16 protein-coding genes are annotated in these 12,317 nt (G+C 48.3%); all 16 read left to right on the top strand.

Features of this window, described 5'->3' with window-relative positions:
• Window positions 1-123 precede the first annotated feature (123 nt).
• The 16 genes from Q0C11_RS04350 (at window position 124) to Q0C11_RS04275 (ending at window position 12,288) form a co-directional block, all read left to right on the top strand.
• Complete coding sequence (locus Q0C11_RS04350; protein ID WP_293006079.1) at window positions 124-978, top strand: hypothetical protein; 855 nt, start codon at window positions 124-126, stop codon at window positions 976-978.
• A gap of 7 nt (window positions 979-985) precedes the next feature.
• Window positions 986-1,729, top strand: a complete 744-nt coding sequence (locus Q0C11_RS04345) for a hypothetical protein (RefSeq protein ID WP_293006078.1) — start codon at window positions 986-988, stop codon at window positions 1,727-1,729.
• A gap of 17 nt (window positions 1,730-1,746) precedes the next feature.
• Entirely contained in the window at window positions 1,747-2,004 is a 258-nt protein-coding gene (locus Q0C11_RS04340) for a hypothetical protein (RefSeq protein ID WP_293006076.1), read from the top strand.
• Window positions 2,001-2,492, top strand: coding sequence for a hypothetical protein (locus tag Q0C11_RS04335; RefSeq protein ID WP_293006074.1), 492 nt, complete (start codon window positions 2,001-2,003; stop codon window positions 2,490-2,492). The genes Q0C11_RS04340 and Q0C11_RS04335 overlap by 4 nt, the downstream gene beginning before the upstream one ends.
• Window positions 2,493-2,505: 13 nt before the next feature.
• Window positions 2,506-2,838: a hypothetical protein gene (locus Q0C11_RS04330; protein WP_293006072.1), complete on the top strand. Its 333-nt coding sequence runs from the start codon at window positions 2,506-2,508 to the stop codon at window positions 2,836-2,838.
• An 8-nt stretch (window positions 2,839-2,846) separates the two neighbouring features.
• Entirely contained in the window at window positions 2,847-3,941 is a 1,095-nt protein-coding gene (locus tag Q0C11_RS04325) for a hypothetical protein (protein WP_293006070.1), read from the top strand.
• Between the two features lie 2 nt (window positions 3,942-3,943).
• A complete protein-coding gene (locus Q0C11_RS04320; RefSeq protein ID WP_293006069.1) occupies window positions 3,944-4,426 on the top strand; it encodes a hypothetical protein in 483 nt (160 codons plus the stop codon).
• A gap of 168 nt (window positions 4,427-4,594) precedes the next feature.
• Window positions 4,595-6,280 (top strand): hypothetical protein, encoded by a 1,686-nt coding sequence (locus Q0C11_RS04315; protein ID WP_293006067.1) that lies wholly within the window; start codon window positions 4,595-4,597, stop codon window positions 6,278-6,280.
• A 42-nt stretch (window positions 6,281-6,322) separates the two neighbouring features.
• Window positions 6,323-6,919: a hypothetical protein gene (locus Q0C11_RS04310; protein ID WP_293006065.1), complete on the top strand. Its 597-nt coding sequence runs from the start codon at window positions 6,323-6,325 to the stop codon at window positions 6,917-6,919.
• A gap of 6 nt (window positions 6,920-6,925) precedes the next feature.
• Window positions 6,926-8,791 (top strand): hypothetical protein, encoded by a 1,866-nt coding sequence (locus Q0C11_RS04305; protein ID WP_293006063.1) that lies wholly within the window; start codon window positions 6,926-6,928, stop codon window positions 8,789-8,791.
• Window positions 8,792-8,823: 32 nt separating this feature from the next.
• The gene (locus Q0C11_RS04300) at window positions 8,824-9,534 is read left to right on the top strand and encodes a hypothetical protein (RefSeq protein WP_293006061.1); all 711 of its coding nucleotides are present in this window, start codon (window positions 8,824-8,826) and stop codon (window positions 9,532-9,534) included.
• Between the two features lie 82 nt (window positions 9,535-9,616).
• On the top strand, window positions 9,617-10,423 hold the full coding sequence (locus Q0C11_RS04295; RefSeq protein ID WP_293006059.1) for a hypothetical protein: 807 nt from the start codon (window positions 9,617-9,619) through the stop codon (window positions 10,421-10,423).
• A gap of 74 nt (window positions 10,424-10,497) precedes the next feature.
• Window positions 10,498-11,277, top strand: coding sequence for a hypothetical protein (locus Q0C11_RS04290; RefSeq protein ID WP_293006057.1), 780 nt, complete (start codon window positions 10,498-10,500; stop codon window positions 11,275-11,277).
• Entirely contained in the window at window positions 11,261-11,491 is a 231-nt protein-coding gene (locus Q0C11_RS04285; RefSeq protein WP_293006055.1) for a hypothetical protein, read from the top strand. The genes Q0C11_RS04290 and Q0C11_RS04285 overlap by 17 nt, the downstream gene beginning before the upstream one ends.
• Window positions 11,492-11,496: 5 nt before the next feature.
• The gene (locus tag Q0C11_RS04280; protein WP_293006053.1) at window positions 11,497-11,961 is read left to right on the top strand and encodes a D-Ala-D-Ala carboxypeptidase family metallohydrolase; all 465 of its coding nucleotides are present in this window, start codon (window positions 11,497-11,499) and stop codon (window positions 11,959-11,961) included.
• Between the two features lie 12 nt (window positions 11,962-11,973).
• Entirely contained in the window at window positions 11,974-12,288 is a 315-nt protein-coding gene (locus Q0C11_RS04275) for a hypothetical protein (RefSeq protein WP_293006051.1), read from the top strand.
• The last annotated feature ends 29 nt before the right edge of the window (window positions 12,289-12,317 follow it).

The following is a 12,317-nucleotide window of genomic DNA, read 5'->3' as shown; positions in this document are numbered from 1 at the left end:
AGAGTGGGTTGGCCATGAAATACCTCGCATTTTCCGCAGGAAGCCTATCTAAACGGAAAAACACAGGTAATTTGCTGGTATCCAGGCGGCATTATTGAAGAAATTCACCGAATGGAGTCAGCTATGCCAACTACTACACCCATGATCAGATATTCACTTAAAGAACGGGGTCGCAAATATACCGGCCAGTCGCGTAACTTCAATATCCAGAAGATTTTTGATAGCGTTAATGGCGATGCATGCCAGGAAACAGTTAATTCCAGAGGGATGATTGGATATTACGGTCACTTCCCTAGAATCCGGTTCGGAATGCATCCGTCTGAGGGCGGTTTAGATGGCGGTAAGTACGTTCCAGTCCAACCGGCATTCATAACCACTCACCTCAAAGTAACAATGGACGGCATGGTAGAGCATCAAGCGGAATTCCTTGATACCGCAGCAGGGCAGGTCGCAGAGAAACTATTTTTTCAGAAAGTGGGCGGGTTTTCTTCGGCTATCGATGAAAAGAGACCGCAATTCTATGGCTTCGATTACGTTCTGCAGCCTAATTTTCTTGATAATTCATTCAGGGGTGTGGCGCTTGACGATGCATTGAGCGGCAATACCGGTGAGCTCACATATGATGATGTGTACGCAGCCGAACAGGAAGAGCACGCCCATTCCATGATTGTGTTGCTGGATAGCATAAATACTGAGCGCGAAGCTACCAGTGCGGTTATCGAGAGATTGCAAGCAGAAAACGAGCAATTCCTATCGATGCTTGCCGGTAAAGGAGTCGACGCCAGTTCTATTCTTGATGCTGTGGCAATGGCGCCGTTAACAGTAGATATCAATCCCATCAGCACGCTGCAAAACGACCGTGATTATTTCCGCTCGGTAGAAAAATTACCTGAGTTTGAAGAGCCGGTTGAAGAGGAAGTCAGCGAACAGCAAGTTAACCCTACGTTTGGACGGTTAATTAACAAGTTCATGAGGTAATCCAGGCATGTTTCAGCCAGTTAAAAAGGCTTTTGGCGAGTATATGGGCAGATATTATGCCGGGATCGCGCCTACCACCAAGTCTCTGAATGAGTTTATAGCACGTGGATTACCAAAGTGTGTCGTATGGGCGCCATCGCGCATGGTTGATGTTGTTGAAGATATGCTTGCTGCCTGGCAGAGAGAGGATGTTGATAACACGCCAACCAACCCGGTAGATATGCCGATCATTATTATTGCGGTGGCTGAAGATTATGTGCCTTCCGGGCGGGATTACACCCGGCAAATATCAGAGGAAGTGTTTTTCACGTTTCCGGATGATGCCAAGGAGCGCATGTTTAAACTTCAGGCGATTGCCGGTGATATACGTGCGCAGGTAGTATTCGCCGCACATGACGAGCCAACTGCAAAATCACTCGCTTCACAATTCCTTTTGTTTATAGATTCCGCACCTAACCGTAGATTCGATGCGCAATACACCTTTGCCGGATTCGTTGATATGTGGCCGGTGCAGATTGAATCCACCGATGCTCCCGCCATGGCCATAAAAACGGACGCCAAGAATCTCACGGTTCTGGCTGTTGATCTTACCCTCAAGGTATCCACGCCTTTGTTTAAGGCACCTGCAGAAAATGAACCCAATGATGGAAAAGGAACCCCAGGAGATCCACTCGATCCTTTCGGGTACCCAGTAGTTGATCAAGTTGATTTTGATGCCAAAAAAATTAACAAACAAACCACGGTAACTTAATTATGGATGGCTCAACGATGAATATCATTTATGAAATTGACATAGACCTGATTAAACAGGTCGCTACTTATTACCTGCTTGCCGGTTTGGTTTTCTTATTCGCCGTATTGCACTTTGGCTTTAAAGACCCGGACGAAAAGGCAGATATTGCCAGCAATCTAGGAGTGGTTGTCATGACGGTAATTGCTTTCTGGCCATACAACCTTATTTGTCTGGTGTTTTCGTGGCCGGTGTGGTTGGTTCCGATAGGTGATTTATTCCGGAGACATAGATGATTCAGCAAATACAGGCTACTTTCGCTGGATATGGCGGTCGAGCTTGTACGTTATTTTCTGCCCTATACAAAGATACGAATATTCTTGTTATTGGTGCGGAAGCTGAATACAGAACAGAGCGCCGCGATAATTGCGTGGTTTTAACCAACGACCCCGACATACCGCGCGATAGTCTATTCGAGGATCTTGAGCTCAAACAGGCGATATCAGCGTTCTACTCTTTAAAATCCGGCGTTGCTGTTGATGGCAAAAGTTCTCGCCTGGTGATCTCTGACCGCGCAGCACGCGCCAATCCTGAGCCGTCAATCGAGAAGGACGGCATTGATAATTCAGGTCCGGTGTTTCGCGTTGCTGACGGAGTGACGTGCAGCCAGATTGCCGCTCTTGCTACATGCTTGTATGCTATTAGGGCAGGGACCATAGAAAGTGCTGTGAGCATGTCTGAGCAATTGCTGGCTTTATCGCGTGGCCAAATAATCACGATTTAAGTCTAATTACCCAATGATTGATAATAATTCGGTTGCTGCCAAGGATTTTTACAAGGAAGTCAGGATTTTTGCAGACAGCATTAAGCCTTGGGATACAGCCATTTTCTATGAAACAAAGCCTGATGAAGCCTACGACCTGTCGTTGGTATCTCAGCGCGTGTACGGTCGCCGTGATGAGTATCTTGCTGTCATGGCCGCTGCCGGTCTGGATATGGTCGATCAGGCTTTGCCACAAAAACGAATCATTCTGCCCACTGAAAGCCAGTTATACGCCATCAAGCGTCGCACTGGGTTCGAGTCTATTGGCACCTATCGAGAAAATTTCTCGCCTACCTGGGCTGATTAAACCCGGCCATGGCTAGTTTAATACTTGGAAATATTAGAGCCAGTATCGGCAGACTGAAAGGTCATGTCAGCGAAGCTAAGGCCAATGCCAGGGAGGACTTGCGCGAACGCCAGGCGGCTGAAAAGTCACCACGCTCGATTATCCTTACCAAGAATGAAGTGCAAGGCGAGTGGGATGCCAGCCGTGTGCTGATGACAACTATGGGTGGTCAGGTAAGACCAATTACAACCAGTGATCTTGCGCAATTCCGACACAATATGCGCCTGGCACAAAGAAACTTTAATGGCGATGGCATAACTGCCCGGCAAGTAATCGATTTAGCCGCTTCCAAGCCGATGCCAGAATCCGGACCGGAAACCGATCTAGATCGAGCCAAGAAACAAATCACCATGGCGGTACCCGCGTCAGCCATGAATGGTCAGATTAGATTCATTACCAATGCCGGACCGGATTCCGATGTAAACCGTCACCATGTATTGGTGCGCTTCAATGCATTTGCAGAAGCGGCCAATCGCCTTATGTCCTCCAAGGCCAAGGATAGTAAATCTCCAAAGCAGATAGCCAACTGGCTGAGAAAACAAAAACTCGCGTTTGATTGTGATTGTGGCCGCCATCGATATTGGTTCCGTTATATCAGCACCATAGGCAACTTCAATGCTGGCCGGAAAGAAATGGGATTTCCTAAGATCAGGAATCCGAATCTTAAAGGTGTTGCGTGCAAGCATGTGCTGCGAGTCATGGCCGAAGTGGAATCATCAGGCAATGTGCTCAACTTTCTTGCTAAACACATGGAGAAATTGCACGCATCAAAAGATAACACGGCCAAACATACTGCCCGGCAAGCGGATATCGATAAACAGAAAGCCAGTGCCACGCGCATTAAGACAAGCGAACAGCGTGCTGCAGAGCGCACAAAAGCAAGAGAGAAACAAGCTATTCATGAGGTGGCAAAGAAGGTCAAGAGAATTGTCAGGAAGCCGGTTGCTACGCGCAAAATTGAGGCGGCTCTGGCATCAGGTCAACTTTCAGCGTCAGACTTGGCGGTACTGCGCAGATTCAACATGACAGACAAACAGATTGCCGCAAAACTAGGAGGTAGTTAGTCATGCTTAATAATGTGCCAGGCGCGGTTAATCGAATGACAAGAAATATCGTCATTAACCATCCTAATACCTGGGAATGCCAGGTTTTCAGAAAGACTGTGAACCGTGTGGGCGAATCTGTTTCGGGTGGGTTGCCTACCCTGGGTGGCGTGGGCGTCATGGCTGCAGATGATGAAGAGGACGTTTCATTTGAGCTCGTGGGCATCGGATACGCGCTACAGGCTGAAATGTTCTCGGCATCCTCCATGATGGACCGACAGGACGCCAATAACGGGTTCGCCGGTGAATTCCGTTTTCTGATCGAGCCCGAAGAGCCAACAGGCATGCCCGGTAATTTCACAATCAAAAAGCGAGATGTGTTTTACCTGGTCATTTCTGATGAAGTGAAGCTGGCGTTCGAGATCGTTGATGTTGAGACGGTTATCAATATCCCGCCATTCGCAATGCGCTATGTGGCTAATCGTCGCGGTGATCTCGACATATAACCATGCTGCAGAGTTAAAAAAGCGGAAAAACCCCCGTTTTATAAAATATTAGACTCTCAAAATACGGGCTTCTATCGGTGTCATTGCACATTAAGCGCATTGATTCCGGGAATAGTTGCCCGGTCTTTAGTCCGGGTGTGTGTGAATAAAACCAAAGGACCAAAGACAATGACCACCACCATCAAGCGTACAAATCAAGAATACCTGAACAATAAGACTGCGGAAGTGGCAGTGTTTATTGATAACCTGAAAGAAAATGCCGTTAAGTCTGGAACTTTCGATTCCGCTGCAGCGATGGATTTTATCGACACAGCAACCAACCAGAATACCGGCGTAAAGATTCCTGAAAAGCTGCAAGTGGTTTTGGATAACCTTGATAGCAAGGATTCTTCGCGCATTACCCGAGCGTTACTGGATAGCGTTAACGTGTACGAATCACAGCATGGAGTCGAAGCACCTGCTGACGTGATCGAGCAAGCGATTCATTCTGCTTACGCCACAACCGACACAGCACGCAGACAACATAAGTTACCCACCCTTGATTCTGCTGATTCAAATCACCACGATCAAATCTCACTGCAACCTAACCGCGCTGTTGTTGCGATTCTGTCAGCGATGGGTGATGCAATTCCGTTTGCTCATTATCTCCCTGCAGATATCGGATCAAACGAAGGTATTTTGGCGATAATGTCTCACCGCGCCGGTAATACCTTTGGTCAATACGCTGAAGGCGGTTCATTGGACGGTGTTAACTCGGGCGATTCCTACATTTCATCTTCTCGCGTGAATAAGAGTATGCCTGATTCTGGAACCGGTGCAGTGACCGGCGCGTTAACCTCGATTCAGGATACTGACGAGACCTGCGCTGGCGGCTCTCAAGTTAAATTGCTGCGCGGTCGCTCAATTGTTTATGTGAACGGTATACCTGCTGCGAAAGAAGTTGATTCAGCCGGAACCGGTAACTCAGCCGTAAGCGGCACCATAATAGTTGCTGGAACGAGTTATGCCATCGGTGGAACGATCAATACCGATACCGGCGTTTATGCTCTGACCACCACTCCAAAACTACCGGATACCGTGCCGGTAATCGTAGAGGGCTTCCTTGACTTTGAACGCGCACCTGAATTAACGCCATCAATCGTGACTGCTGTTAATACTTTTAGACTGTACGCAAAGCCATGGAGAGTGACCACTTATCAAACCATGGATAGCCGCACTCAAATCGCTAATGAATTGGGTTTGGATGCTTACAGCGAAGGTGTTATCTCAGTGCAAACCCAGTTTGCGAACGAGCGTCATTATGAAGTTCTGAGAAAAGGTAAACGTATCGCTGTAAACAATCAAGCAACATTCGACTTTGATTGGGATGCACGTTCACAGCAATTGCTGAAATCACAAATCATGGTGGATCTTGCCTCAGCATTGGGCGCTGTTTCTCAACAAATGGCTATCGATACGATGGATCACGGCCTGACACACATTTATGTGGGTAAAAACCTGGCTGCAATCATCCAGGGAATGCCGCGTGAAGTGTTCGAGCCATCAGGTATCGCAGAACGGCCTTGCATTTTCCGCTTAGGCCGCTTGTTCGGACGCTATGAAGTCTACTACACGCCAAAAGTGGTCGTTGAAACCTCTAACGCTTCACAAATCCTGGGGTTTGGTCGAGCAACCAGCGTTCCAATGAATCCTTTCGTACTGGGCGATGCTGTGCCTCCAACCGTTCTGCCGCTGGCATTGAATGCCGATCTGAAACAAGGCGCTGCTTTCTATGCGCGCAATTTCACGGCGGTTAATCCGTTCCCGCAAGCTGCACTCGGATGCGCATTGATTAATGTAACCAACATGCCTTAATCGTCGCACGATAGCCGAGAAATAAGAGAAAGGAGTACCAAAATGACTAGAAAACGAGTCGACCTTGGCGCTCCTTCCCTAACGGGAAGGGTGGCCGAACTAATAGCTAAGGCATTTGCCGGATGCGTTTATCCGGTAGATGTTGAGGCGGTCAATCGCATGCCCCACGATATTACGCTCTCAGAAGTGCGAGGGCTTTATCTTCGGGGTGTTACGGTTTCCGATGGATCCAACAAAAAAGTGGTGCAAATAGAGAGTGAAGATCAATTCATTCGGCTTGCATCCAGCATTCAGCAAATCGCCACGCTGAATGGTCATGGATATGTGGTTATGACTATTGAAATGATTGCCGAGGATGAGCAAGAACCAGAACCGGTACCTGAGCCTGACCTGGTGCCTGAGCCCGATCCAATCCCTGAGCCTGATCCAATCCCTGAGCCCGATCCGGACCTGAATCAAGGGCTAGAAGGCGATAATCCAGCAGGTGAGGATAAAAACGAAGGCGAAGAGACGCAAGTAGAAGGTGAACTCACCTCATCCCAGGCAAACGATTCAGCCACGGAAACCGACGCCCATAAGAAGGCAGGTCCCAGGAAATCCGGCAAATCGCACGCAAACAGCAGCAAAAACGGAGGTTAATAAGCCATGACTACCACTTTCGTTAGACAACTTGGTGCCGAATCTGGCGTGCAGCTTAATCCGCTACGCGACAATTCTGAGGTTCCGTCACAGGATAATCAGGACCAGGTATTCGGAATAATGATGCGTTCTGCGCGTGGCCGCATAGACAAGCCTTTCAAAGTTGATCGCGGCAACGTGCTCAAAAAACTTGGGAAAGGCGAACTGATTCGCACCTCTGCTTTGAATGAAGCCTGGGTGCACGTAGTTGAAGCGCTTAATAATGGCGCTTATGAGGCGGTTGTGCAACGACTGGTAACTGATGCAGCCTTAATAAAATGGGCTGTTATAACCGCCTCAACCGATACGCCAGTATTTGCGGCGTCACATTTACCTGCCGTGTTAACGGCTGTTGTCAATGCCGGTGCGATTACTTCCGTGACCGTTGTGAGTGGTGGCACTGATTATGCTGGAACGGAAACAATTACAGTGGGTGGACCGGGTACCGGCGCCACGCTAACCCCGGTGTTTACGGATGGGGTTATTACCTCCGTAACTGTGACCGCTGCAGGTGCTGGATTCTCAACGGCTCCGGCTCTCACCATTCTGCCTACGTCAGAGACACCTGTCGGCACTTATTTCTTTGCGGTAAAGCATCTTGAGTGCTTTAACGATGGAATTATTGTCGAGTTTCGCGCTGATGAGAAGAAAACCGGTGGTTCTGCGGTCGATAATGACTTCATTACCTTGCGTATCAAAGACAAGGCCGGAATTTTGATACATGAATTCACTGGATCTCTCAATGCGGATGCCAAGGATGATTTTGGAGGCTCGGCTTATCTGCCTGATGTGATATCCGCGCAAACCGATCTGGTAGAGGTCTTGGTTGGTGTGACTGGCGGCGCTGCTGTGGTTACAACCACCTCCGATGCCTATGGATACAACACAAGCGGCTTGGAGAAATGGGCTAAATCGGGTGTTCTGACATGCTTTGTAGAAGGTGGAAATGCATATTCAACCGATGATTATGTGGCTGCGCGGCAAAAGTTGCAGTATACGCCGTTCAATTACACCTACATCTCTTCGGGTGGATCTCAATCTGTAGCACTTTTGGGGCAATTGGCTCAATTGGCGTTCGATACTAACCGTCAACTGCGATTCGATGTGCCAGGAAACCTTACCGCTGCTGCCGCGATTGCTTTCGTAGAGCAGTTAAATCTAGGTGCAAATGAAACCTCTCACCTGATTCATGCTTTTTGGGCGCCCATCAAATCAAATGACCCTGCGGGTGTAAATCCAAATGGTTATTTTGGTATGGCCACGCTGAATATCGCGTATGCGTGCGGTCGCAATGCTCAAACCGATTCAAGAGGATTCGCGCCAAAGAATTATCCGGTAGCGAATAAGAATTGGCCTATCCGCCGTTCTCGAATGATACAGACCTACTCGCCAAGCAATCAGGAATTGAATGCTCTGGCAAATGCCAAAATTAACCCGGTAACCTGGGAAGTATTCTCTGGCGGCGGTCTCTTCGTATTCCGCGATTCATTAACCAGCGCAACGGTTAAAGACAGTTTGAGAAAGCTGATTTCCACCGCTGACATGTCAAGCAGCATTGATGACGCGGTAACAAGACTAGGCAAAGACGTCTTGCAGCTACCTATGCAGATTGCTTTGAAGCGATTGAAAAACGCTCTCACGCAATTATTCGAGGGTGCGGAGGCTTCCGGCTGGCTGGTTCCTAGTGATGATCCAGGAATGGACGGACAGGCGTGGAAATTCGAAGTAGTGCCTAACGAGGTGCATCCTTATGATCGAATCGACTGTTCGTATTGGCTGCGATATGACGGTGTTGCACGCCAAATATATGTCACTCAGACACTAACCCGCTAATCATTCTCATAACCTAAGAGGACTGAAATATCATGAATCATTTAAGAACCAGTGAAATACTGCGTCGGCAAATAGCAGCCAGCCCAGTGGGAGATAATGCCAAAGGCAAGAAAACGCTTGACGCCGCCGAAGAGGGCGAAGCCAAGTCATTGAGCGGTGCCGATGATTATACTATTGCTGATATTACGATGGCCGCTGCCGCCGTAGTTCAACAATGGGTGGAAACTGACGACCTGGCCAATGGCGAGAGCTCCGCTGACCGCCTCCTGGCAATGATGATCGGAATTGCCGATGAAAACAAAGACGGCGAAATTACCGATGATGAGCAAGCGGTTCTCGATGTTGCGCTGAATGCATCCTGGGATTACCTGACCAGCAAAGGAGTAACAGAAGAGGACGCTGACTCACTGCTGAATGATTTTGACGGCGATGTGGCTGATCGCGTTCGTGATCTGGTTGCTTCCGCACTTCCAGAGGGCGAGGATGAAGCCAGTTCCGATATCGATGATTTTGTATTCGGTGATGACGACCAGGAACCAGCACTGGATGCTGCGTACAAAAAGAGACTTGTTATTCGCAAAGGCAAAAAAGTGCGTATCAATAAGCGCGTTTCTGGAACGGTTCGTTTGAGTGCAGCGCAAAAAGTGGCTATCCGTAAGGCACGCATGAAAAGCCACTCGGCTACTGCCCGAATGCGTCGCGCAAAATCAATGAAAATTCGCAGAAAAACCGGATTGAAGTAAATACTTCGATTCATCTTGCGTTGAAATCAATGGCGCTGCCGCATTCACAAGTGGCGGTGCCTTTTTTATTGGGTACTATCAAATGAATCAGCCGCCAAGCCTTATTTCAGACTCTCTATCATCGCAATGGGATGGGTTATCACCGCACCTGATCGCCAGCTTTTACGAGGTCAAGAAAATAAAGGAAGGTGTGTGGCAAAGATCAAATGATACCGATCCAAAAGCTGTGTTTGCACCGCTCACCGAAGCCAGTATGGAGTTGTCATTGAACTGGCAAAGCCCGTTTGAACATGCCGGTCCAGAGTCACGCGCTCCAACGTTACTGGCAATGCTCCAATCCGGCGCCCTGCAGCCTGTTATTGACGCCTTCCTGGGGAATGAAAATCCGGATCGCAGCGCAATTGGGCTGGCGCAGCAGAGATCGAATGATTTTATACGTCAATTTGAGGGTAGAACCGGTATCACCAAGTTAAATTCCACCCAGGTGTTCAATGGAATGCCGCCTGTAAAGATTCAGGTAACGGCAATATTCCGTGCGTGGGATGATCCAACCAAAGAGGTCGAAGAGCCATTCAACAAGTTGATGGAATGGGCGCTGCCGGTCAAATTATCGCCTGATGGCTCGGTTCTTGCTCGATCAGCGCAAGCGGCCAGGGGAAATGCCGGGTTCATCGACGCCCTGGTGCCATCGATAGCCCCTACAACAATCGCGCTGCGCTATAAAAACCGCATTTATTCACCTTTAGTAATTGAAGCGATAAGTGAGCAGATGACTTCCAGTATTGACGCTAGGGGCAGGTATGTGGAACTGCTAGTGCCGATGACTCTTGCAACACTAACCGCTCTTGATCGTGATGACTGGGTGAATTACAACGCGCTCAAGCTGTAACGATTTCCCGAAACGGAAAAAATAACAAATCCCGAGCCACAATTTCCGCACAATCTCGCTCATCGAAATTTTAGGTGAGAATCCTGGTGATCCATTTCCCAATACTGCGTACCCGGCGTTTGACGGTGCAACTCAAAGAGCTGTCCATTGGCGAGTCCATCGCAATCGCAGCCATGCCGTCTCATCTTGAAGAGGCAGTCACGACCGCGTTTTTGCTTAAAGCTGTTGCATCCGCAAAGGGAATCGAAAACCCTGCAGACTGGACGGTTCAAGAGCGAATGATGGTTGTTTGTCATTACCTGGCTTCAGTCTCTGAGGACGGTCCTGATTTTGCCGTGGGAGATGGCCGGTACTCGGATTACCTGGATGGAAGCATCGACAAAGCGCTGGACCAGGCGATTGAACTGGGCGAGATTGAAGGTGATGTTTGGTTGCTGCAAGACCTGACCGGCGCTATGGCGGAGTCAATAGAGAGGATTCAGGGCGAGATTGAGGGCGTATCCGGGCGATTAAACTGGTTACTTGGATGCATGTCTGCTCAATTGATCAGAAAAGGCGAAGAAACACCGGTGCCATCGGACGGCGAAGGCAGTTATGACGAACATCTAATTAACCGCATGCGTACCATATCGAGTTTTCCCGAAAGTTCTTTTGCTGCATTGATGGGTGCGTACATGCATGGCCGGGAGAGTTTGCACCATTTATTTAAGATCGAACTATCCAGTGACGGCCTCGTTGCGCTACCAAAAGGAGGGGAGGCAAGCAATTTGCCACCCGCCCGATTTCCGGTTCGTACCTGCGTCTCAAGACTGGCGAAAGACCTGGGCAGAAAATCTGATGAACCAGGCGTCTAGTCTCAGTATTTATTCCAACACCTCGCTGACCGAAGCATTGTCAATGCCGGTTAGTGTCGTAAACAAGTTCTTCAAGTGCAAACCATTTGATGATTGGAGAAAAGGCAAGGAATCGGAGTTGAAGATTCAAGTCGCCATCGTAAATCGATTAAACAGTGTAATCAGCGCGTGCGGCATTGTTGCCAAGACAATTGCCAGCGTTATAAGGAGGTAATTGACGTGGATATTCATGCAAAATTAACCCCTCATTTTACGTTGAATGAACTGATCCGCTCTGCCAGGGCTAGTGAACTCGGTATAGATAACACCCCACCAAAATACGTTTTAAATAACTTAATCCAAGTTTGCACACACATATTGGAGCCGGTCAGAGCGCATTTCGAGCGCCCGGTCAGAATCAACAGCGGTTACAGATGCCTAGCATTAAATTCAGCCATCAATGGAAGCCAAACATCGCAGCATATGACAGGTCAAGCGGTGGATTTTGAGATAGATGGATTAGCCAATTACGACCTTGCCTTATGGATATCGACAAATCTGACTTTTGACCAGTTGATTCTTGAAAATTACGTTAGTGGCAAACCCAATTCAGGTTGGGTGCATTGTTCTCTCAAAACAGATCAGAACCGTACGCAACTATTGACGATCAACGGCAGAAACAAGCGCTCAGGATTGATTAAATAAGGAGAAAGTGCCATGCCAGATGATTGCCCTCACACCATGCAAATAGGTTCGCTCAATGCGCGTGTTTCTGCCTTGGAAAAGCGTATCGATGATCATTCATTATCGCTGGAAAGACGATTGAATGAGCTTTCATTAAAGATGCAGAGCAATGCGGATCATGTGCTTGAAGAGAAATCAAAAAAATCTGGATTCTTTCGTGGCGTGCATATCACGGCCTCATTGACAGGCTACTTCGTGCTTATGGTTCTACTGCTGATAGCTGGAAAAATTACCGGCGGGATAGATCAGTTCATCAAGATGATTGCCTCGCTCGGTTTTAAGATTTAAGTGATTTCTCAACCAATCAAAGGAGATGG

Origin of the sequence: Nitrosomonas sp., from assembly GCF_022842015.1 — a bacterium.
Lineage (GTDB): Bacteria > Pseudomonadota > Gammaproteobacteria > Burkholderiales > Nitrosomonadaceae > Nitrosomonas.
The sequence above is the reverse complement of the archived record's forward strand: the minus strand, read 5'-3'. Positions and strand labels throughout refer to the sequence as shown.